This window comes from Actinoplanes nipponensis, from assembly GCF_016862275.1.
GTDB lineage: Bacteria > Actinomycetota > Actinomycetes > Mycobacteriales > Micromonosporaceae > Actinoplanes > Actinoplanes nipponensis.
This window is the reverse complement of the sequence record NZ_BOMQ01000031.1, coordinates 41,427-62,757: the sequence shown is the minus strand read 5'-3', so window position 1 is coordinate 62,757 and position 21,331 is coordinate 41,427. Positions and strand designations below refer to the sequence as shown.

Here is a 21,331-nt window from a genome sequence, read left to right as displayed (position 1 = left end):
GTACTCCGGTGGTGGAGGAGGGGGCCATGACGACGACACCGGAGTTCGGCCGCGGATCGGGCGTGTTCCGCCGCAAGCCGGTCGAGGAGATCGCTGACGAACGGGCGACGGACCTGTCCCGCACCCTGGGGCTGTGGCAGCTGACCGCCATCGGCATCGGCGGCATCATCGGCGCGGGCATCTTCGCGCTGGCCGGCGCCGTGGCCCACGAGACCGCCGGCCCGGCCGTGCTGATCTCCTTCCTGGTGGCCGGGGTGGCCAGCGCCGCCGCGGCGCTGTCCTACGCCGAGTTCGCCGGCATGATCCCGAAGGCCGGGTCCGCCTACACCTACGGCTACGTCGTGCTCGGCGAGATCGTCGGCTGGTTCATCGGCTGGGACCTGCTGCTGGAGTACATCGCGATCGTCGCGGTCGTGGCGATCGGCATCTCCGGCTACTTCGCCTTCCTGATGGCGGAGATCGGCGTGGACCTGCCGGCCTGGATGCTGGGGGCGCCCGGCAGCGGGGACGGGCACGTGGTGGACCTGTTCGCCGTCCTGCTGTGCCTGCTCATCGCCCTGCTGCTGAACATGGGCATCAAGGCGGCGGCCCGCGCGGAGACCGTCGTGGTGGCGCTCAAGGTGGCCGTCGTGCTGCTGGTCGTGGTCGTCGGCTTCTTCCACATCAAGACGGCCAACTACCGGCCCTTCTTCCCGTACGGCGTAAGCGGGTCGATCACCGGCGCCGCCACGGTCTTCTTCGCCGTCTTCGGCTACGACGCGATGAGCACGGCCGCCGAGGAGTCCCGGGACGGCCGGCGGCACCTGCCCCGGGCCATCATCTACTCGCTGGCCGTCTCGATGGTGCTGTACGTGCTGGCCACCCTGGTGCTGACCGGCATGCAGAACTACCGGGAGATCGACCCGGAGAGCGGCTTCTCCACGGCGTTCGCCTCGGTCGGGCTGTCCGGGCTGGCCGACGTCATCGCGATCGGCGCGATCATCGGCATCCTCACTGTCATGTTCACCTTCATGCTCGGCGTGACCCGCGTCTGGTACGCGATGAGCCGCGACGGCCTGCTGCCGGCCTGGTTCGCCAAGCTGCACCCGGTGCGCCGGGTGCCCAGCCGGGTGACCTGGATCGCGGGGGTGGCCTCGGCGGTCATCGCCGGGCTGCTGCCCATCCGGGAGGCGGCGGAGCTGACCAACATCGGCATCCTGCTGGCGTTCGTGGTGGTGTGCGTCGCGGTGATCGTGCTGCGCTACCGGCGCCCGGAGCTGCCGCGCACGTTCCGGCTGCCCGGGATGCCGGTGATCCCCGCGCTCGGCGTGCTCTTCTCCCTGTGGCTGATCACGTTCCTGTCCCCGGTCACCTGGCTGCGCTTCCTGGTGTGGTTCGTGCTCGGCCTCATCGTCTACTTCGGCTACAGCCGCCGGCACTCCCTGCTGAACCGCTCCGAACGGCCGGCCCGCTGAGCGCGGCGGATCCCTCCTCCTACCATGGGGCGATCCTGGAGGAGGACCATTGCCGACCCGCAGCCTGACCCAGAGCGAGGCCGAGACCCGCGCCGCGCTGATCTCCGTCGAACGCTACGACATCGCCGTCGACCTGACCGACCTGCCGACCGGCCCGCTCGTGCGGTCGGTGTCCACGGTGACCTTCGCCTGTCGCGAGCCGGGGGCCGAGACGTTCGTCGACTGCGCGGCCGAGGTGGTCGCCGCCACCCTCAACGACCGCCCGCTCGCCCCCGCCGCCGACGGCCGGATCGTCCTGGACGGCCTGGCCGGGCACAACGTCCTGCGGGTGGAGAGCGTGCAGGCCGACACCGCCACCGGCGAGGGCGTGCACAAGGCGGTCGACCCGGCCGACGGCGAGGTGTACGTCTGGATGTCCTTCGAGCCGGACGAGGCGCGCCACGTGTGGGCCTGCTTCGACCAGCCGGACCTCAAGGCGCCGCACGCGTTCACCGTGACCGCGCCGGCCGGCTGGACGGTGACCAGCAACTCCGGCCGGGCCCGGGTGGAGGAGCGGGGCACGGCCCGCCGCTGGACCTTTGCCGCCACGCCGCCGCTGTCGCCGTACAACACGGTCATCAACGCCGGCCCGCTGCACGAGATCCGCCGCGAGGTCGACGGCTGGGACCTGGGCGTGTTCGCCCGCCGGTCGCTGGCCGCGATCCTGGAGCGCGACGCCGGCGAGATCTTCACCCTGACCGCGCAGGGGCTCGGCTTCTACGGCCGGGTCTTCGGCATGCCGTTCCCGCAGCGCCGGTACGACCAGGTCTTCATGCCCGAGTTCGGCGGGGCGATGGAGAACTACGGCTGCGTCACCTGGTCCGACGCCTTCCTGCGCCGGGCCGAGCCCACGCCGGCCGAGCGGGAGCTGCTGGCCAAGGTGCTGCTGCACGAGATGGCGCACATGTGGTTCGGCAACATCGTCACGATGCGCTGGTGGGAGGACCTCTGGCTGAACGAGGCGTTCGCCGAGTTCGCCTGCCACTGGGCCGCCGAGCGCGCGACGGCGTACTCCGACGCGTGGGCCAGCCACCTCGCCGACGGCAAGCTCACCGCGTACCTGGCCGACCAGGGTCCGATCTCGCACCCGATCAGCGTGGCCATCGCCGACGTGGCCGAGGCGGCCTCGATCTTCGACGCGATCACCTACCCCAAGGGCGCCTCGGTCCTGCAGCAGCTCATGACCTACGTCGGCGAGGACAGCTTCGTCGCCGGCATGACCGCGTACTTCGCCCGGCACGCCTGGGGCAACACCACCCTGCAGGACCTCGTCGACGTGCTCGGCGCGGCCGGCGGGCGGGACCTGAACGCCTGGCGCAAGGGCTGGCTGGAGACCGCGGGAACCGACCGGCTGATGCTGGAGCGCGACGGCGGCGCGCTGGTGCTGACGGCCCGGGGACCGGGCGGCGGTCCGCGGCCGCAGGTGGTCGGGATCGGCGCGTACCGCCGCGACGGTGACCGGCTGACCCGGACGGCGCTGGTGCGGGTGGAGGTGCAGGGCCCCCGGACGCCGGTCGAGCTGCCCGCCGGGGCGGACTTCCTGCTGGTCAACGACGACGACCTGACCTTCGCCAGCACCCGCCCGGCGGCCGGCGACACGGCCGGGCTGCTGGCCGCGGCGCCCGCCCTGCCGACCGCCCTCTCGCGGGGCGTCGCGGTGGCCACGGTCTGGGACATGCTCATCACCGGGGAGCTCACCGCCGGCGATGCGCTGGGGTGCGTGCTGGCCGTGCTGCGCGCCGAGACCTCCGACGCGGTGATCGAGCCGTACCTGACGATGGCCGGCGACATCGCCGAGCTGTGGGCCCCGCCCGCCGAACGGGCCGGGCTCACCGCCGCGGTGGCCGCGGCCGGCCGGGACCTCAGCGAACAGCGCGGCCGGCGGCGGGTCGCCCTGCGCGCGTTCGCCCGGGCGGCCGGGAGCCCGGCCGAGGTGGCCTGGCTGCGGGAGCAGGCCGGCGACGACGCGGACCTGGGGTGGCGCGCGCTGGTGCGCGAGGCCGCGCTGGGCGGCGAGACCGCCGGCGGGGTGGCTGCCCTGCTCGCGCGCGATCCCGACCCGGACGCGCCGTGGCGGGCGCTGGCGGTGCGCGCCGCGGCGCCGGACGCGGGCGAGAAGGCGGCCGTGTGGCAGGCGCTGGCGGTCGACCGGTCGGTGCCGGTCAGCTCGGCCGGGCCGGTCGCCGCGGCGTTCTGGAGCCCCGGTCAGGACGAGCTGCTGGCCCCGTACGCCGGCCGCTACCTCGACCTGCTGCCCGGCCTGGACCGGGGCGGCATGATCCCGGCCATGGGGTACACCCGCCGGCTGTTCCCGCTCTTCGGCGTCGACGAGGCCTTCCTCGACCGGGCCGGGGCGGCGGCCGCGACGGCCGCCCCGGTGGTCCGCAAGACGCTGCGGGAGCGGGCGGACCTGGTGCGCCGGATGCTGCGCTCGCGCGCCGGCGGTAGCCGCTGACGGCCGGACCGTCAGCCGTGGGCGCCCGGACCGCGATCACCGCGGCGCGGACCGGTGCGGGCGCATGACCGCCCACACCACCTTGCCCCCGCGCGCCGGCCGGGCGCCCCAGGCGCTGGCCCGGCGGTGCACCGTCCACAGCCCGCGGTCGCGGCCCGCCGGGCGGCGACGGACGGGCTCGTCCGGCTGCACCAGCCGGGGCAGCCGCGGGTCGCCGTCGCGGACCGACAGGTAGAGGCCGGCCCCGCGGCGGAGCACGGTGACCGCCAGGTCGGTGCGGGCGTGGTCGACGGCGTTGGCCGCCAGCTCCGCCATGACCATCCGGCCGGGCGCCGCGATCGCCGGGAGGCCCCAGGCGTCGCAGGCGGCCACGACCAGGTCGCCGGCGGCGGCGACCGACGAGCGCTCGGGCGGCAGCGGGCTCAGGTGCAGGCGCTCGGTCTGCGGCAGGCGCGTGGCGACGGCGGCCCGCGCCTGCCAGGCGGTGGCGAACAGCGGCAGCTGGTGGACCGCGCCCAGCGAGCGCAGCCGGCCGGCCAGCTGCCGGGCCGGCGGGATGCCGGCGACCAGCTGGGCCGGCGGCCGCAGCGAGGCCGCCGCCCGGGCGGCCGCCAGCCACATGTTGGCGCTGGCGGCGTCGGGGTCATTCAGCCCGCTCAGGTCGACGACGATCGCCGGGGGATGCTCGGCCAGGCACCGGCGCAGCAGGTTGTACACGTCCAGGCCCATCCGCCGGCTCCAGCGGCCGTGCACGGTGACCTCCAGCACCGCGGTGTCGCAGTCCCGGGTGACGGTCAGGCCGGGGAACTCGTTCTCGCCACGGTCGAAGAAGTACGGAGGCTCGCCCTCCATGCCGCTGCCTCCTGCTCGAACCGGCGTCGTCGGCACGCCTGGTCCGAAGTCTGGGAGTCGCGGTGAGAACGGTCAATGCGGCGGCGGAAGTCTCATCCGATCGAGCCCGCATGCAGCAGGCATCGCCCCGGCGCGGCCGTCGATCCGGGCCGGCGCGGCGCCGGCCCGGATCGGGGCCCCGGGGATCAGGCGGTGGCGCAGGTGACGCCGTTGAGGACGAAGGCCGCCGGGCGTGGGTTGGTGCTACCGCGGCTGGCGTTGAAGCCGAAGGTCACCGTCGCCCCCGCCGCCAGCCCCGGGCTCCACGTCTCGCCGGTGGCCGTCACCGCGGCGCCCGCCTGGGTGACCCGCGCCGACCAGGCCTGGGTCACCTGCTGGCCCGCGGTGTACGACCACTGCAGGCTCCACGTGGGGACGGCGGCGGTGCCGGTGTTGGTCAGCGCGACCGTCCCGGTGAAGCCGGTGCTCCAGTCGTTGGTGGAGTAGCTCACCCGGCACGAGCCGCCGGTGGAGGTGTCGCCGGCCGCGGTCGTCACCGCCAGCGCCGCCGAGCGGGCCGAGCGGTTGCCCGCCGCGTCGCGGGCGGCGACGCTGAACTCGTAGCGGGTGGCCGGGCTCAGGCCGGTCACGGCGTAGGAGGCGGCGGTGGGGGAGCCGATCAGCGTGCCGTCCCGGTAGACGTCGTAGCCGGCCAGGCCGCTGCCGCCGGTGTCGGTCGCGGCGGACCACGACAGCGTCAGGCCGGTGGCGGTCACCGCGGCGGCGACCGGGGCGCCGGGCACGCTGGGCGCGGTGGTGTCGGCCGGGGTGCCGGCATAGGTCAGGCCGAAGCCGTACGGGAACAGCGGCGTCTTGCCGTCCCCGTCGTTGATCGGCTGCTGGCCGGCCGACTGCATCCAGGTGACCGGCAGCTTGCCGGTCGGCGCGTAGTCACCGAACAGCACGTCGGCCACGCCGGCGCCCTCGCTGCCGGGCAGCCACGCGGCGACCAGGGCGTTCCAGTTCGGCAGCTCGGCCGCGACGTCGAGCGGCCGGCCGGAGACCAGCACCACGATCACCGGCACGCCCGAGGCGCGCAGCCGCGACAGCGTGGCCAGGTCGGTGGCGTCCAGGCTCATCGACCCGGGCCGGTCCCCCTCGCCCTCGGCGTACGGGGTCTCGCCCACGACCGCGATCGCCGCCCGGTACGAGCTGTCGATGCCGGTCCCGTCGCGCTGGTAGGTCACCGTGGCGTTGCTGCCCACGGCGGTGCGGATGCCCTGCAGGATCGAGGTGCCGGGGACGGTGTTGCCGCTGGCGCCCTGCCAGGTGAGGGTCCAGCCGCCGCTCTGGTTGCCCAGGTCGTCGGCGCTCTTGCCGGCCACGAACAGTTTGCCGCCGGACTTCGCCAGCGGCAGCACGCCACCGGCGTTCTTGAGCAGCACCTGCGACTTGCGGACGGCCTCGCGGGCCAGCGCCCGGTGCGCCGCGCTGCCGATGGTGGACGCGTACGTGCGGTCGGCGTACGGGTGCTCGAAGAGGCCCAGCTCGAACTTCTTGGTCAGGATGCGCCGGTTGGCGTCGTCGATGCGGGCCATCGGGATCTGCCCGGCCTGCACCGCGGCCCGCAGGTAGCCCAGGAACAGCTGCCAGTCGACCGGCACCATGAGCATGTCCAGCCCGGCGTTGACCGCGGTGACCACCTCGGCCTGGGTGAAGCCGGGCTGGCCGTCGAGCTGGTCGATCGCCGCCCAGTCCGAGACGGTGAACCCGGTGAAGCCGAGCTCGCCCTTGAGCAGGTCGGTGATCAGGTACTTGGAGCCGTGCAGCTTGGCGCCGTTCCAGCTGCTGAACGAGATCATCACCGAGCCGACGCCCCGCCGGACCGCGGCGGTGAACGGCGGCAGGTGCACGGCCCGCAGCTCGGCCTCGCTGAGCTGGGTGTTGCCCTGGTCGGTGCCGCCGGTGGTGCCGCCGTCGCCGAGATAGTGCTTGGCCGTGGCCAGCACCGAGGCGGGGCCGTTGAGCGCCGTGCCCTGCAGTCCGTCGACCACGGTGGTCATCGCGGTGGCGATCTCCGGCTGCTCGCCGAACGACTCGTAGGTGCGCCCCCAGCGGTCGTTGCGGGCCACGCACAGGCACGGCGCGAAGGTCCAGTCCTGGCCGGCCCCGGTGACCTCCTCGGCGGTGGCCCGGCCGATCCGCTGGGCCAGGGCCGGGTCGCGGGTCGCGCCCAGCCCGATGTTGTGCGGGAAGATCGTCGACCCGGCCACGTTGTTGTTGCCGTGCACCGCGTCGATCCCGTAGATCATCGGGATGCCCAGCGGGGTGGCCAGCGCACCGCGCTGGTAGTTGTCGACCATGTCGGCCCAGGCGGCCGGGGTGTTCTGGGCGGGGCCGGAGCCGCCGCCGGACAGCACGGAACCCACCCGGTACTGGGTGAGCTGGGCCGGGCTGATGACGCCGCGCTCGGCCTGGGTCATCTGGCCGATCTTGTCGTCGAGGGTCATCCGGGCGAGCAGGTCGGTGACCCGCTGGGCCACCGGCAGCGCCGGGTCCTGGTACGGCAGGGCGGCCGCGGAGGCCGGCGGTGGGCCGAAGGCCGCGAGAACGGTCACGGTGGCCGCGGCACACACGGCCGCGCGCAGGGCAGTTCGCATGGGGTCCTGTTTCCTGGTGGTGGGGAGGTGGGCCAGGGCCATGGCCGGTGGGGTGGTCCCGGCCATGGCCCTGGGCTCAGGCGGTGGTGCAGGCCGCGCCGTTGACGGCGAAGGTGGTGGGCCGCGGGTTGGCGCCGGTGTGGGTGCCGTTCATCCCGAAGGTCACCGACGCGCCGGGTGCGACCGCCGCGTTCCAGCCGGCGTTGGTGACGGTCACCTGGGTTCCGGTCTGGGTGGCCGTGGCCGACCAGGCCTGGGTGATCCGCTGTCCGGCGGTGTAGGCGTAGGTCAGCGACCAGCCGTTCCAGGCGGTCGGGCCGGTGTTGGTGACGGTGACGTCGGCCGTGAAGCCCGAGCTCCAGTCGCTGGTGCGGTAGCTGACCCGGCAGGGCCCGGCCGGCCCGGAGCTGGGCGTGACGGACGGGCTCGCCGACGGCGTCACCGACGGGCTCGCCGACGGCGTGACGGACGGCGTCACCGAGGGCGTGACCGAGGGGGTGACCGACGGCGACGGCCCGGCGCCGGGCTCGTTGCCCCACACCCGCGTCGCGCCCTCGTACAGCGGCACGCCCGGGTTCGGTCCGGCCGCCGCCCGGTACGACGGGTCGTCGGCCGGATCCCAGGTGCCGCCCTCGACCACGCCGATCTTGAGCTGCACCTCCATCCGGTGCGCGGACTGCCCGGCCGGCGCGATGGTGTAGCCGGCGCAGTCCACCTCGACGTACCAGACGTCGCCGGCGTACTGCCGGGCCGCCGTCGGGCCGGGGCACCCCTGGGTGTACGGCGTGCTCACGGTCAGCGCCGCGTCGCCGTCACGGGTGAAGTAGTAGCGGAACTTGGCCGCGGTCAGCGCCCGGGCCGGGAACGCCGACTTGTTGTAGATGATGACCTTGACCCCGGTCGAGCGGGTCTCGTTCTGCATGACCGTGGTCTCCACCGACAGCTCCGCCAGGTCCGGCGACTCGGGCTGCGGGAAGTTCGCCGCGGGCGCGCCGCCGTACTCGCCGTACAGCCGGGCCACGGCCGAGGTGAAGCCGGCGTTGTAGTCGGTGGCGACCTCGTTCATCACGTAGTCGGCGCGGCTGTCGGTGTACGCGTCGTCCGGCGCGGACGGGCCGCCGACCAGCGCGCCGTACAGCACGTGCCGGGTCTGCTCGGGCACCTGCTGGCTGTCCCACCAGGAGCCGTGGGCCGTCCGGTGGTGCGGGTTCTTCGGCGCGTTGCTGCCGAACCCGATCACGTAGCTGGACTTGCGCGGGTTGGCGCCCAGCGCGTAGTCGATCTGCTTGACGGCGAAGTCGTGGTAGCGCGCCTTGCGGACCGCGTCGGCGAGATGGTCGCTGTGCACCAGGGCGACGAAGGCGGTGTTGGCCGCGTAGCGCAGCGCGCCCCAGGTGTCCACGACCGCCATCCCGCCGGGGGAGGTACGGACCTTCTCGCCGTTGACCCCGACGGTGAACCAGTCGAGCCAGCGGTTGGCGTCGTCGATGTACTTCTGCTTGCCGGTCAGCTGGGCCAGCAGCACGTAGCTGCCGTACTGCTTGTTGTCCCAGGAGATCGTCCACTTGTACATCTTGGTGCTGGTCTGGTTCTCGTTGCCCTGCGCGTCGTACCCCGCCTCGGCCTTGGCCAGGTAGGCCGCGTCCCCGGTGGCCCGGTGCAGCCAGATGGCGCCCCACACCAGCTCGTCGGCGTAGCCGCTCCAGGAGCGGTAGAACGACGTCGCGTCGGTGATGCACTCGTGGTAGCTCTTCCGGACCGTGTCGGCGAACGTGTAGAGCTGCTTGGCGTGGGTGAGCAGCGTGTCGGCGTACCCGGGGTCGGTGGGCCGGAAGACCATCGAGCTGGCGGCCATCGCGGCCGCGGTCTCCGCGGCCAGCTCGGTGCCGCCGCAGCTGGCGTCGATCTTGTACGCCGGCCGCGCCATCGGCAGCACCTCGGCCGGTCCCCACCACTTGTGGTCGGCGTCGCCGTTGCCGACCTGCCCGTAGAGCACGTTCGGCGCCGGGTGGGCCTTGATGAAGTAGTCGTTGGGCACCCGCAGGTTGTTCAGCAGGTGGGTGAGCTGCCCGGAGGCGGCGTAGGCGGCGCGGTTCTCCACGGCCCCCCAGGCCAGCATGGTGGTGGTGAAGGCCATCGGCAGGCCGAACTTGACGTGGTCGCCGGCGTCGAACCAGCCGCCGGTCAGGTCGAGGCCGACGTCCGCGCCGTCGCGCAGCGCGGAGTCACCGCGCCAGGAGACCCGGTTCCAGGCCGGCTTGGGCCCGGAGACCTGGGCTTCGTAGAAGAACAGCGACTTCTGCAGGGCCTCGCCGTAGCTGTAGGTGGGCGCCGCGGCGGCTCCGGAGGGCGCGGCCAGCGCGATCCCCAGCGAGCCGAGCAGCAGGACGACGAAGGACATCACGAGATATCGGCGTGAACGGGACAACGGTGGGCTCCTGTCCGCTTATGGGAGCGCTCCCATATCGCTGTCCCTCGATTTAACCGCCTGATGACGAACCTGTGAAGTCCTGATTTCCGGGTGGCTCCGTCCCGCCCCCGCGCGCCCCGGCCCCGGCGCCGCCAGCGGTCTTGAGGTAAGCGCTTGCCTGGATCGACGGATGTTGATTGGATGGCGGGCATGACGCTTGATCGCAGGACGCTGTTGCGGGCCGCCCTCGGCGGCGCGGTGGCCGGAGGGCTGGGTTTCGCGGGCGCCGGCGCGGCGGACGCCGGCCACCGGCCACCCCGCCGCACGGTCTTCGTGGCCGGCGACTCGACCGCGGCCACCTACGCGGTCGCGGACGCGCCCCGGGCCGGCTGGGGGCAGGCGCTCCCGGTCTTCCTCCGGCCCGGGATCCGCGTGGTCAACGAGGCGCTCTCCGGGGCCAGCTCGAAGAGCTTCGCCGACCTGGGCCGCCTCGACCGCATCCTGGCCGCGATCCGCCCCGGCGACGTCCTGCTGATCTCCTTCGGGCACAACGACGAGAAGGTCGAGGACCCGGCCCGCGGCACCGACCCCTGGGGCGCCTTCCAGGACTACCTGCGCCGGTACGTCGACGGCGCCCGGTCCCGGCAGGCCCGGCCCGTGCTGGTGACCCCGGTCGAGCGGCGCCGCTTCACCGCCGACGGCGTGCCGTACCAGTCGCACGGCGAGTATCCGGCGGCCATGCGCGCGCTGGCCGCCGGCACCGGGACGCCGCTCATCGACCTCACCGCCTCGTCGTTCGCGCGCTGGGGCGCGCTGGGGCCGGAGGCGACCAAGAGCCACTTCCTCTGGCTGGACGCCGGCGTGTCCCCGAACTACCCGGCCGGGGTCGCCGACAACACCCACTTCCAGGCGCACGGCGCGATCGAGGTGGCCCGGCTGGTGGTGGCGGAGGGCCGGATGCTGCCCGGCCGCGACTGCCGGGCGCTGCGCGAAACCACCATCCCGGACGACGTGCTCGTCTGGCCCGCGACCCGGCCCGCCGAGAGCTGACCGGCCGCACCGGTTGCAGCCCGCGGAAGTCCTTGATGTGATGCGTCGGTAGCAAGTGACATCGATGCGTCACCGAGAGGACATCTCGTGAAGATCGATCGTGGACACTGGTGGCGCCTGCCGGCCGTGGGACTGCTCGTCGCCGCCTCGCTGGCCGGCTGCGGGGACGACGGCGGCGACAGCTCCGGCGGGGGCACCCTCACCGTGTGGAGCCTGGAGAACCAGACCGACCGGGTGCAGGCCACCCAGGCCATCGCCGACAAGTTCACCGCGGCCAGCGGGGTCAAGGTCAAGATCGTGGCCACCGACGAGAACCAGTTCAGCAGCCTGATCACCTCGGCGGCGGCCGCGGGCAGCCTGCCCGACGTGGTCGGCGCGCTGCCGCTGGGCGCGGTGGCCCAGATGTCCACCAACGACCTGCTCGACACCGGGGCGAGCAAGGCCGTCGTGGACTCACTCGGCGCCGGCACCTTCTCGCCGCGCGCCCTGGAGCTGACCAACCAGGACGGCAAGCAGCTCGCCGTGCCCTCCGACGGCTGGGCCCAGCTGCTCTTCTACCGCAAGGACCTGTTCGACAAGGCCGGGCTGGCCGCGCCGGACACCTACGACAAGATCCGCCAGGCGGCCCAGCAGCTGAACACCAGGGACGTCGCCGGGATCAGCCTGGCCACCGTCCCCAACGACGCCTTCACCGAGCAGACCTTCGAGAACCTGGCCCTCGGCAACGGCTGCGAGCTGGTCAACGCCGACAAGACCGTGACCCTGGACTCGCCGCAGTGCGTGCAGACCTTCCAGCTGTACGGCGACCTGATCAAGAACTTCTCGGTGCCCGGCGCCCAGGACGTGGACACCACCCGGGCCACCTACTTCTCCGGCAAGGCCGCGATGGTGGTCTGGTCCTCGTTCCTGCTCGACGAGATGGCCGGGCTGCGCAAGGACGCGCTGCCCACCTGCGCGCAGTGCAAGTCGGATCCGGCGTACCTGGCCAAGAACAGCGGCATCGTCACGGCCGTCGCCGGTCCCGGCGGCCGGCCGGCGCAGTTCGGCGAGATCACCAGCTGGACCATCACCAAGGACGGCAAGAACACCGAGAACGCCAAGAAGTTCGTCTCCTACATGATGAACGAGGGCTATCCCGGCTGGCTCGGCATCGCGCCCGAGGGCAAGTTCCCGGTCCGCAAGGGCACCCAGCAGGAGGCGACCAAGTTCACCGACGCCTGGAACAAGCTCCCGGCCGGGGTGGACACCAAGAAGCCGCTCGGCGACGTCTACCCGCCGGAGGTCATCAGCGCGCTGCAGAAGAGCCCCGACACGTTCCAGCGCTGGGGGTTCCCGCAGAAGCAGGGGGCGCTGGTCGGCGCGACGCTGGGCGAGCTGCCCGTGCCGAAGGCGGTCAACGCCCTCACCGGCGGCGAGCTGGACGCCGCGGGCGCCGCCAAGCGCGCCGCCGACGACGTGAAGAACATCCAGAAGTCGCTCGAGTGATGGTCGCCACCCAGCCGCCCAGCACCGCCTCCCCGGCGGCGGAGGCCCCGCGGGGCAAGCGGCCGCTGACCCGGCGGCAGCAGGAGAACCGGGCCGGCCTGGCCTACCTGTCGCCGACCCTGGTGGTGGTGCTGGTCGTCGTGGTGCTGCCCATCCTGTGGACGGTCATGCTGGCCTTCCAGCGGATCCGGCTGATCAACCTGCGCCGGGCCGGCTTCTTCGGCGAGTACACGCTGGCCAACCTGAAGCTGGTGCTGAGCTCGCCCGGCTTCTGGTCGTCGCTGTGGACCACCCTGGCGTACACCATCGGGGCGACGTTCTTCTCGATCCTGTTCGGCCTGGTCGCGGCGCTCGCCCTGCGCGGCGCGTTCCGCGGCCGCACGCTGGTGCGCGCCTCGGTGCTACTGCCGTACGTGGCCCCGGTGGTGGCGGTGACCTTCGTCTGGGAGATCATGCTCAGCCCGCAGTTCGGCATCGCCAACAACTGGGGCACGCGCTTCCTCGGCTGGGACCGCCCGATCGCCTTCCTGAGCCAGCGCGAGTACGACGCGTCCCTGTTCGGCTGGCACTTCGACGTGCCGCTGGCCCTGCTGACGGTGATCGCCTTCGAGGCGTGGCGGTACTTCCCCTTCGCGTTCCTGTTCCTGCTGGCCCGGCTCCAGGCCGTGCCGCGCGACCTGGAGGAGGCGGCGCTGGTCGACGGGGCCGCGCCGACGCAGATCTTCCGCCACATCCTGCTGCCGCAGCTGGGCCCGGTCATCGCGCTGCTGACCGTGCTGCGCTTCATCATGACCTTCAACAAGTTCGACGACGTCTACCTGCTGACCGGCGGCGGCGCCGGCACGGAGGTGGTCAGCGTGCGCGTCTACCAGTTCCTGACCGCCCGCTTCGACATCGGCGCCGCCTCGGCGCAGGCCCTGGTGCTGGCGTTCGGGCTGGTCATCCTGCTCGTCGTGTACCTGCGGTTCATGGCGCCCCGGGTGGAAGGCGAGGAGGACTGATGGACCGTGCGGCCGTCGAGACCCGGGTGTTCGGCGTTCTGCGCTGGGTGGTCATCGCCGGGCTGGTCGGGGTGACGCTGTTCCCGTTCCTGTACATGCTGCTGCTGTCGCTGCGCCCGATCGAGGAGGTGCTGCAGAACCCGGGCCAGCTGTGGGTCGGCCCGGCGGAGTGGACCGTCTCGACGTACCGGGAGGTGCTGACCCCGGCCGGCTCCGGGGGGCAGGGCTTCCTGCGGTTCCTGGGGAACTCGGCGATGGTCTCGATCGCCGCGACCGCGCTGACCCTGCTGGTGTCGATCCCGGGCGCGTACGCGGTCAGCCGCCTGCGCTTCGTCGGCCGGCGCCAGGTGCACTTCCTGTTCCTGGCGGTCTACCTGTTCCCGTCGATCCTGCTGGCCATCCCGCTGTTCGTGCTGTTCACCCGGCTGGGCCTGCGCGGTTCGCTGGCCGGGCTGACCATCGTCTACATCGCGCAGACCGTGCCCGTGTCGATCTACATGCTGCGCAACTACCTGTCGACGATCCCGGTGAGCCTGGAGGAGGCGGCCGCGGTCGACGGCTACTCCCGGCTGCAGACGATCCGCAAGGTGATCCTGCCGCTGGCCGCGCCGGCCGTGATGGCCAACGCCCTGTACGTGTTCATGATCGCCTGGAACGAGTTCCTGTTCGCCCTGTTGTTCCTGGTCGAGGACCGCAACGACTGGACGGTGTCGCTGGGCCTGGCGCAGCTCTCCGGCGGCATCGAGGTCAGCAAGACGGTGCTGATGGCCGGCTCGGTGGTGCTGACCCTGCCCATCGTGGTGCTCTTCTTCGCCGCCGAGCGCCTGCTGACCGAGGGCCTGACCGCGGGGGCCGACAAGGGCTGAGCGGGCGTTTCGACATGCGGGCGGGTGGCGATGATCCCTAGGGTGGTGCCATGCCAGCATCGTTGAGCTCCACGAAGACCCGGTCCGCGCTGAGCACCTCGGCGCGGATCTCCCTGCAGTTGCTGGTGATCCTGGTGATGGCCGGGGTGGCCCTGTGGTTGCTGGGCAAGATGTGGTCGGTGATCTGGCCGCTGGTGGTGGCCCTGTTGCTGACCACCCTGACCTGGCCGCTGGCCCGCTTCCTGCGCCGGCACGGGTGGCGGCCGGCGCTGGCCGCGACCACTGTCACGCTGGTGTCCCTGCTGGTCGCGGCCGGCATCATCGTGCTGATCGCGGTGCCGGTGGCGGCGCAGGCCGGCGACCTGGCCGACGGTGTCGTCGACGGCATCTCCAAGGTGCGCGAGTGGGCCGCCGGCCCACCCCTGAACATCGGCGACGCCCAGGTCAACTCGGCCTTCGACGCCGGCGTGCAGCGCATCCAGAACAGCGTCGGCAGCATCCTCACCGCGACGGTGACCGGCGTCGGCACCGTGGTCAACGGCATCGTCACCACCCTGCTGGCGATCTTCCTGATGTTCTTCTTCCTCAAGGACGGGCCGCGGTTCCTGCCGTGGCTGACCCGCCAGCTGCCGGGCCGGCTCGCCGTCGACGTGCCCACGGTGGCCGCGCGCAGCTGGGACACCCTCGGCGCGTTCGTGCGCTCGCAGGCGTTCGTCGGCCTGCTGGACGCCGTCTTCATCGGCGTCGGCCTGTGGATCGTGGGGGTGCCGCTGGTGCTGCCGCTGGCCGTGCTGACCTTCGTGACCGCGTTCGTGCCGATCGTCGGCGCGCTGTTCGCCGGTTTCGTGGCGGTGCTGATCGCGCTGGTCTTCAACGGGCCGGTGGACGCGCTGATCGTGCTGGGCATCATCGTCGCGGTGCAGCAGCTCGAGGGCAACGTGTTCCAGCCCATGGTGCAGAGCCGGGGTCTGGGCCTGCACGCGGCGGTGGTGCTGCTGGCCGTCACGCTGGGCGGCAGCCTGGCCGGGATCGTCGGCAGCCTGTTGGCCGTGCCGGTCGCCGCGCTGATCGCGGTGTGCTGGAGCTACCTGCGCGAGCAGCTCAGCGAGCCGGACCCGGCGCCGGCGCCCGACCCGGACCCGCTGCCGGAGCCCGAGCCGGGAGCCGCCCCGGTGGCGCCGTGACCGCGGTCACATAAGACCTCCGCTGGCAACTTCCCGCCCGCGGGGGACCACCCGCTGTCTGTTGACCAAGATCGGGAGGCAGACGGATGGAACACGAGACAGCGGCCCGCCCACGCGGCCGGCGGCGCACCGCGGTGATCGGCGGGTTCGCGGCGGTGGTGGTCGCGGCGGTGGGTGTCACCGCGACCGCTTTCGCCGGCGCCACGTCGCTGACCGACGACTTCTCCGACGGCGACACGGCGGGCTGGTCGAAGTCGGGCGGCGCCTGGTCGGTGGCCGGCGGGGTGCTGCGCCAGGGCAACCCTGGCAGCGAGCTGGCCCGGATGTTCGCCGGCGACACCGGCTGGACCGACTACACGGTGCGGGCCCGGGTGCGGGCCGACGACCTGACCGCGAGCGGCGCTGCCGCCGGCCTGGCCGCCCGGGCCACCGGTTCGAGCCGGTTCCAGCGGCTCGTGCTGGTCCCCGGCGCGGCCCGGCTCGAAGAGGTCCGCGGCTCGGCCGTGACCACCCTGAGCACGCTGCCGCTGGCCGCCGCCGCGACCGGCTGGCACCAGGTGCGGCTGGACGTGACCGGCGCCCGCGTGCGCGGCTCGGTCGACGGCGTCGTGGTGGGCGACGTCGGCGGGCGCTCGCTCGGCGCCGGCCGGATCGGCCTGCTCACGACCCACGCGGCCGCCTCCTTCGACGACGTGTCGGTGAGCGCGTCCGCCGGCCTCCCGGCCCCGGCTCCCACCACGACCCCGCCGCCGGCGACCGCCACCGTGGCGCCGCCCACCACGGCGCCGGCGACCGCGCCGCCCTCGAAGCCGGCCACCACCCCGACCACCGCCCCGACCACCACCCCGACCACCGCCCCGGCCTCCGCGACCCCGGCCGCGACCTCGTGGCCGACGCCGGTACGGACCGAGACGCTGACCGCCACCCGCAAGGTGACCGGCTCGTTCGACGGCGGCAACGTGCGCTTCGTCGGCGGCGCCGCCCTGGGCGACGGCGGCCAGGACGAGGGTCAGGACCCGATGTTCCAGCTGGCCGACGGCGCCACCCTGGCCAACGTCATCATCGGCACGCCGGCCGCGGACGGGGTGCACTGCCTCGGCAGCTGCACGCTGCGCAACGTGTGGTGGCAGGACGTGGGCGAGGACGCCGCCACCTTCAAGGGCACCGCGGCGAGCCAGACCATGACCGTGGACGGCGGCGGCGCGATGCACGCCTCGGACAAGACCTTCCAGCACAACGGCCCCGGCACCATGGTGATCAAGAACTTCCAGGCGGCCGACATCGGCAAGCTGTACCGCTCGTGCGGCAACTGCGGCAAGCAGTTCGCCCGCCACGTGCAGGTGTCCGACGTGACCGTCACGGCGCCGCTCAAGACGCTCGTCGGCATCAACCCGAACCTCGGCGACACCGCGCGGATCAGCGACGTCACCGTGGTCGGCGGCACCGCCAAGACGGTCATCTGCGCCAGCTTCAAGGGCGTGACCAGCGGCGAGCCCACCGAGGTGAGCAAGGTCCCGGACGGGGTGAGCTGCGTGGCCACCGGCATCGTGCTCCGCTGAGCCGCGCCGCTCAGGCGAAGTCCCCGCGCAGCTCCACCCCGGCGGCCGCGGCGGCGGTCGTGGCGGTCACCCGGTAGGTGTCGTCACCCGCGTCGCGGCCGCCCTCGTTGTCGTAGCCGTACCGCACGGTGAAGACGTACGTGCCCGCGGCGAGCGGGGCGCCGCCGGCCAGCGTGAAGCGGTAGACCAGCGCCTCCCGCTCCCGGACCACCCCGGCGTCGATCGTCGCCGCGGGGACGTCGTGGGTGGCGCCCCGGTCGGTGAGCCCGGCGGTCGGCGCCACCCGGACCGTCACCTCCAGCGCGGACAGCGGCTCGCGCACCTTCACGGTGATCTCGCTGCGGCCCTCGGTGTCGTCGGTGTTCGGGTTGATCGATCCGTCCGCCCAGACCGGCTCCGGCTGCGGCCGCCCGGTCCGCGGCGCGCCGGTGCCGGGCAGCGGCGCCGCGGACCGCGTCCGGCCACCCGGCGGCCGGACCGGCGCGGTGGCCCGCGGCGGGTTCGCCTCCGTCGCGGAGCCGGTGGTGAGGCCCGTGGTGGGTTTCGCCGAGGGCTTCGGCCAGGGGGTGGCCGAGGCGGCGCCGGCGGGCGGGACGCCGGGCCCGGGGCCGTCGGCGAGCGCCCAGCGGGCCACCCCGCCCACCCCGAGGATGGTGGCCACGGCCAGCGCCGACCCGGCCAGGCGCAGCGCCTGACCGGCGGGCGGCCGCTCGGCGACCGGCGAACCGGGGCGCTGCCCGGCGATCCGGTGCAGCATGCCGGCGCGGTCGGGCCGGTGCTCGGCGGCCAGGTCGCCCAGCCGGCTCCGCAGCTCGTGCGCGGACAGCTCCGGGTAGCTCCTCATCGCGTCGCCTCCCGGCCGCCGAGCCGCGTGACCTGCGGCGAGCCGCCGACCAGCTCCGACAGCTGCCGTACGCCGCGCGCGGTCCGGCTCCGCACGGTGGCGGGGGAGATGCCCAGCGCCCGGGCCGCCTCGGCGTCGCTGAGGCCGAACGCGTACCGGAGCACCACGCAGGCCCGGCGCCGGTGCGGCAGCCGGCGCAGCGCGCCGCGCAGGTCCGTCGCGCCCGGCTCGTCCCCGCGTCCGCCCCACCACCGTCGATCGCGGTGGCGGGCCAGCGCGGCCACCGTGCCGCGGGCGTGAGCCGCCGGGTCGTCGCCGCCCAGCCGGGGCCACTCGCGGCGCAGCCGGGCGAGCGCGTCGGCGGCCAGCTCGTCGGCGGCTGCCGCGTCACCGGTCAGCAGGTACGCCAACCGGGACAGCTCGGCGTGCCGCTGCTCGAAGAAGGCGTCGAAGGCCGGGCCGTCACCGGACATCGCCACCGCCTCCCTCGGTCCCCGCGCCACCGCGGGATCCGATGACCGTAGAGGCCGGGGCGGCGGGCGGGCAATGCGATCGGGGTCTCGAAGAATTTCCCGGCCGGCGGGCAACGTTTCCGGCGGCCCGGGCCACCTAGGAAGGTCACCGGCGTCCCGAGTCAGGCGGTTGCATGATCTCCGAACCCTCGTCCCCGGCCGTTGCCCCGCACCGACCGCCCGTGCGCCGCGGCCGCCGCCGGGCGCTGGCCGGCGGCCTCGTCGCGCTGGCGGTCGTGGCCGGCGCCGGGCTGCTCGGCGGGCAGCCGTTCGCCTCGGCCGCCGCCGACGTGACCTTCGACAGCGGCGCCGGGATGAGCTTCACGGTCAGCGCCACGAACGGCAACCTCACCTCGCTGCGGCACAACGGCACCGAGCTGGCCGCGCCGGGGCAGGCCGCCGGGCAGTTCCAGTCGGGCTGGTCGTCCGCGGCCGTGACGTCCCGGACCTTCGGCGACCAGGCCCTGCTGGTCACCGTGGCCAACACCGGCATCGGCGTGACCCAGTACTACTTCGCGCGCAAGGGCGACAACACGCTCTACCTGGCCACCGCGATCACCCGGGCGCTGAACCCCGGCGAGGCCCGGTTCATCAGCCGGCTCGACGCCAAGCTGCTGACCAGCTCGCCCGCGGCCGCCCGGACGGCCGGCGCCACCGCCACCGTCGAGGGCTCCGACGTCTTCCGGTTCGCCGACGGCCGGACCGCGTCCAAGTTCTACAGCTCCCAGCGGACGATCGCGCAGCGGCCCTTCGGCGCCGCCGGCAACGGCCACGGCGTCTACCTGGTGCCGGGCACGCACGAGATGAGCTCGGGCGGCCCGTTCTTCCGCGACATCGAGGTCAACGACACCGGTACGGCCGTCAACCTCACCCACTACATGTTCAGCGGCCATCAGCAGACCGAGGCGCTGCGGCTGGGCCTGCACGGCCCGTACGCGATGGCGCTGACCGACGGCGCCGCGCCCGCCCCGCACAGCCTGGACTTCCTCTCCGCCTACATCCCCGGCCTGCTCTCCAACGCCCAGCGCGGCGGGGTGACCGGCACGGCGGGCGGGAACTGGCGCGGCCTGAGCGGCACGGTGGTGCTGTCCGGCCCGAACGGCCAGTACTGGGGCCCGTCCAAGGCCGGCAGCTTCGTCATCGGGCACATCCGCCCCGGGCCGTACACCGCGACCCTGTACGCCGGCGAGCTAGCGGTGGGGGCGACCAGGACGCTCACCGTGACCGCCGGGGCGACCACCACCCTGGCCCTGTCCGGCGACGTCCCCGCCCCCGGCCGCCTGCTCCAGCTGGGCACGATCGACGGCACCCCGGCCGGCTTCCGCAACGCCGACAAGATCGAGACGATGCACCCGTCGGACACCCGGATGGCCGCCTGGACCACCGGCCCGGTCGCCGCCTCGGCCGGCGCCGCCGCGTTCCCGATGGCCCAGTTCAAGTCGGTCAACTCCCCGCTGGGGCTCACGTTCGGGCTGACCGCCGTGCCGGCCGGCGGGGTCCGGCTGCGCGTCGCCACCACCGCGGGCTTCGCCGGCGGCCGTCCCGCGGTGTCGATCGGCGGCTACACCTCCCCGGCGTCCGCGTCGCCGGCCCCGGTCGACCTGAACTCCCGCGGCGTCACCCGCGGCACGTGGCGCGGGGTGAACACCACCTACACGTTCGCGATCCCGGCCGGCGCGCTGCGGACCGGCACCAACACGCTGTCGCTGTCGGTGCTCAGCGGCAGCAGCGGCGACGGCTTCCTCAGCCCCGATTTCATCTACGACGCCCTGTCCCTGGATCCGGCCTGAGCGACGCCGGCGGGGGTGGCGGCGCAGTCCCCAGCAGGCGGCGCAGGCCCGGCACCCGGCGCGACAGGTGCGCGGCGCCGAACGAGAGCAGGACGGCCGGCACCGCCACGATCCCGAACTTGACGAACGGCGAAGCGTCCGGCCCGGTCATCGCGGCCTGCAGCGGCACCAGGATGTACAGGTGCAGGACGTACGCCGCGTAGCTGGCCGCCGCCGCCGCGGACACCACCCGCAGCGGCCGGCGGGCCAGCTCGCGGACGGCCACCGGCAGGCCGACCGCGAGGCCGGCGCAGATGAACCCCTCGAGCGTGCAGCGCACCAGTGACTGCCAGCCCGGGCCGCCGTTCGCCAGCTCGTTGAAGTGCCAGCCGGGCGGCGCCATCGTCTGGACCGCGACCATGCCGGCCGCGGCGGCGAGGCCCACGGCCAGCCAGACCAGGCCCACGCGGCGGGGCAGCGCGCGCAGCCAGCCGCCCCGGCCGGCCATCGCGCCCAGGACGAACAGGGTCACGTACTGCGGCAGGCGGGCCGGCTCGGCGGGGATCACCCCCAGCGGCACCCATTCGTCGACGGCGTACCGGAGGCGGATCGCCCAGGTGACCGCGATCAGGCCCACGGCGAAGACCAGGATCGCGCGGTGCCCGGGCGCGGGCCAGGTCCGGGGCGTCCGGCCGGTGTACCGCCGCCAGACGACGTAGACCGCCGAGTAGAGCAGCAGGTGCGCCACGAACCACAGGTGCAGGTAGAGCGGCATCCACGCGTCGGCGTACAGGGCGGCGGCGAAGTCGCGCGGGGAGCGCGGCCGCTCGGTGGCCAGGGCGATGGGCAGGTTGGCGGCCAGGCCGAAGACCAGCAGCGGCAGGCCGAGGCGGCTCGCACGCTCGCGCAGGAACCGTCGCGGGCCCTTGCGGTCGTGGGACTGCGGGACGAAGTGGCCGGCGATCAGGAACAGCAGGCCCAGCCCGACCGCGGCGTTGACCGTGTAGAAGGGACGGAACCAGTCGCTGTGCGCGGCGTCGCGCACCGGCCACTCGCCGCCGGGCCCGTACGGCTGGGCCGCGTGGTGGACGATCACCATGGCGACGACGGCGACCCGGATCACGTCGAGCGACACCAGCCGCACGGCGGGCGGAGGACAGCCGGGTGTCGGCGTCGCGGGCACTGCCACCGTCCCCTCCCTCCTGGGGCGAC

General features: G+C 73.7%; 15 protein-coding genes. 9 read left to right on the top strand and 6 right to left on the bottom strand.

The annotated features are described in order from the left end of the window. The first annotated feature begins 26 nt into the window (after positions 1–26). Both Ani05nite_RS13895 and pepN read left to right on the top strand, forming a co-directional pair. Positions 27–1,454 (top strand): amino acid permease, encoded by a 1,428-nt coding sequence (locus Ani05nite_RS13895; protein ID WP_203768487.1) that lies wholly within the window; start codon positions 27–29, stop codon positions 1,452–1,454. Between the two features lie 49 nt (positions 1,455–1,503). Continuing rightward, on the top strand, positions 1,504–3,948 hold the full coding sequence (gene pepN / locus Ani05nite_RS13890; RefSeq protein ID WP_203768485.1) for an aminopeptidase N: 2,445 nt from the start codon (positions 1,504–1,506) through the stop codon (positions 3,946–3,948). A 36-nt stretch (positions 3,949–3,984) separates the two neighbouring features. On the opposite strand, the gene Ani05nite_RS13885 is transcribed toward pepN, so the two are convergent. From Ani05nite_RS13885 to Ani05nite_RS13875, 3 genes are all read right to left on the bottom strand, one after another. Next, on the bottom strand, positions 3,985–4,800 hold the full coding sequence (locus Ani05nite_RS13885; RefSeq protein ID WP_239129879.1) for an ATP-binding protein: 816 nt from the start codon (positions 4,798–4,800) through the stop codon (positions 3,985–3,987). 185 nt (positions 4,801–4,985) lie between these two features. Continuing rightward, on the bottom strand, positions 4,986–7,439 hold the full coding sequence (locus Ani05nite_RS13880; RefSeq protein ID WP_203768483.1) for a glycoside hydrolase family 3 N-terminal domain-containing protein: 2,454 nt from the start codon (positions 7,437–7,439) through the stop codon (positions 4,986–4,988). A gap of 76 nt (positions 7,440–7,515) precedes the next feature. Beyond that, complete coding sequence (locus Ani05nite_RS13875) at positions 7,516–9,840, bottom strand: glycoside hydrolase family 9 protein (RefSeq protein WP_203768481.1); 2,325 nt, start codon at positions 9,838–9,840, stop codon at positions 7,516–7,518. A gap of 219 nt (positions 9,841–10,059) precedes the next feature. On the opposite strand from Ani05nite_RS13875, the gene Ani05nite_RS13870 reads away from it, so the two are divergent. The 6 genes from Ani05nite_RS13870 to Ani05nite_RS13845 all read left to right on the top strand — a co-directional run bounded on the left by Ani05nite_RS13870 (position 10,060) and on the right by Ani05nite_RS13845 (position 16,994). Beyond that, complete coding sequence (locus Ani05nite_RS13870) at positions 10,060–10,899, top strand: rhamnogalacturonan acetylesterase (RefSeq protein WP_203768479.1); 840 nt, start codon at positions 10,060–10,062, stop codon at positions 10,897–10,899. Positions 10,900–10,986: 87 nt separating this feature from the next. After that, complete coding sequence (locus tag Ani05nite_RS13865) at positions 10,987–12,384, top strand: ABC transporter substrate-binding protein (RefSeq protein ID WP_239129877.1); 1,398 nt, start codon at positions 10,987–10,989, stop codon at positions 12,382–12,384. After that, positions 12,384–13,385 (top strand): carbohydrate ABC transporter permease, encoded by a 1,002-nt coding sequence (locus Ani05nite_RS13860; protein WP_203768477.1) that lies wholly within the window; start codon positions 12,384–12,386, stop codon positions 13,383–13,385. Before Ani05nite_RS13865 ends, Ani05nite_RS13860 begins: the two co-directional genes overlap by 1 nt. After that, a complete protein-coding gene (locus tag Ani05nite_RS13855) occupies positions 13,385–14,251 on the top strand; it encodes a carbohydrate ABC transporter permease (protein WP_203768475.1) in 867 nt (288 codons plus the stop codon). Before Ani05nite_RS13860 ends, Ani05nite_RS13855 begins: the two co-directional genes overlap by 1 nt. 50 nt (positions 14,252–14,301) lie before the next feature. After that, positions 14,302–15,435, top strand: coding sequence for an AI-2E family transporter (locus Ani05nite_RS13850; RefSeq protein WP_203768473.1), 1,134 nt, complete (start codon positions 14,302–14,304; stop codon positions 15,433–15,435). Positions 15,436–15,521: 86 nt separating this feature from the next. Beyond that, entirely contained in the window at positions 15,522–16,994 is a 1,473-nt protein-coding gene (locus Ani05nite_RS13845; RefSeq protein WP_203768471.1) for a pectate lyase, read from the top strand. A gap of 10 nt (positions 16,995–17,004) precedes the next feature. On the opposite strand, the gene Ani05nite_RS13840 is transcribed toward Ani05nite_RS13845, so the two are convergent. Together Ani05nite_RS13840 and Ani05nite_RS13835 are read right to left on the bottom strand one after the other, a co-directional pair. After that, positions 17,005–17,838, bottom strand: a complete 834-nt coding sequence (locus tag Ani05nite_RS13840) for a serine/threonine-protein kinase (protein ID WP_203768469.1) — start codon at positions 17,836–17,838, stop codon at positions 17,005–17,007. Continuing rightward, positions 17,835–18,311 (bottom strand): sigma factor-like helix-turn-helix DNA-binding protein, encoded by a 477-nt coding sequence (locus Ani05nite_RS13835; protein ID WP_203768467.1) that lies wholly within the window; start codon positions 18,309–18,311, stop codon positions 17,835–17,837. Before Ani05nite_RS13835 ends, Ani05nite_RS13840 begins: the two co-directional genes overlap by 4 nt. Positions 18,312–18,484: 173 nt before the next feature. Between Ani05nite_RS13835 and Ani05nite_RS13830 the strand changes: the two genes are divergently transcribed. Further along, positions 18,485–20,140, top strand: coding sequence for a rhamnogalacturonan lyase B N-terminal domain-containing protein (locus Ani05nite_RS13830; protein WP_203768465.1), 1,656 nt, complete (start codon positions 18,485–18,487; stop codon positions 20,138–20,140). On the opposite strand, the gene Ani05nite_RS13825 is transcribed toward Ani05nite_RS13830, so the two are convergent. Further along, on the bottom strand, positions 20,106–21,308 hold the full coding sequence (locus Ani05nite_RS13825) for an acyltransferase family protein (RefSeq protein ID WP_203768463.1): 1,203 nt from the start codon (positions 21,306–21,308) through the stop codon (positions 20,106–20,108). The two genes, Ani05nite_RS13830 and Ani05nite_RS13825, sit on opposite strands and share 35 nt — an antisense overlap. Between the last annotated feature and the right edge of the window lie 23 nt (positions 21,309–21,331).

What these genes read in the sequence shown, in the direction of transcription:
- Ani05nite_RS13895 (WP_203768487.1), top strand. Translation starts at nt 27, where the DNA reads ATGACGACGACACCGGAGTTCGGCCGCGGATCGGGCGTGTTCCGCCGC.
- Ani05nite_RS13885 (WP_239129879.1), bottom strand. Translation starts at nt 4,800, where the DNA reads ATGGAGGGCGAGCCTCCGTACTTCTTCGACCGTGGCGAGAACGAGTTC.
- Ani05nite_RS13880 (WP_203768483.1), bottom strand. Translation starts at nt 7,439, where the DNA reads ATGCGAACTGCCCTGCGCGCGGCCGTGTGTGCCGCGGCCACCGTGACC.
- Ani05nite_RS13875 (WP_203768481.1), bottom strand. Translation starts at nt 9,840, where the DNA reads ATGTCCTTCGTCGTCCTGCTGCTCGGCTCGCTGGGGATCGCGCTGGCC.
- Ani05nite_RS13870 (WP_203768479.1), top strand. Translation starts at nt 10,060, where the DNA reads ATGACGCTTGATCGCAGGACGCTGTTGCGGGCCGCCCTCGGCGGCGCG.
- Ani05nite_RS13860 (WP_203768477.1), top strand. Translation starts at nt 12,384, where the DNA reads ATGGTCGCCACCCAGCCGCCCAGCACCGCCTCCCCGGCGGCGGAGGCC.
- Ani05nite_RS13855 (WP_203768475.1), top strand. Translation starts at nt 13,385, where the DNA reads ATGGACCGTGCGGCCGTCGAGACCCGGGTGTTCGGCGTTCTGCGCTGG.
- Ani05nite_RS13850 (WP_203768473.1), top strand. Translation starts at nt 14,302, where the DNA reads ATGCCAGCATCGTTGAGCTCCACGAAGACCCGGTCCGCGCTGAGCACC.
- Ani05nite_RS13845 (WP_203768471.1), top strand. Translation starts at nt 15,522, where the DNA reads ATGGAACACGAGACAGCGGCCCGCCCACGCGGCCGGCGGCGCACCGCG.
- Ani05nite_RS13840 (WP_203768469.1), bottom strand. Translation starts at nt 17,838, where the DNA reads ATGAGGAGCTACCCGGAGCTGTCCGCGCACGAGCTGCGGAGCCGGCTG.
- Ani05nite_RS13835 (WP_203768467.1), bottom strand. Translation starts at nt 18,311, where the DNA reads ATGTCCGGTGACGGCCCGGCCTTCGACGCCTTCTTCGAGCAGCGGCAC.
- Ani05nite_RS13830 (WP_203768465.1), top strand. Translation starts at nt 18,485, where the DNA reads ATGATCTCCGAACCCTCGTCCCCGGCCGTTGCCCCGCACCGACCGCCC.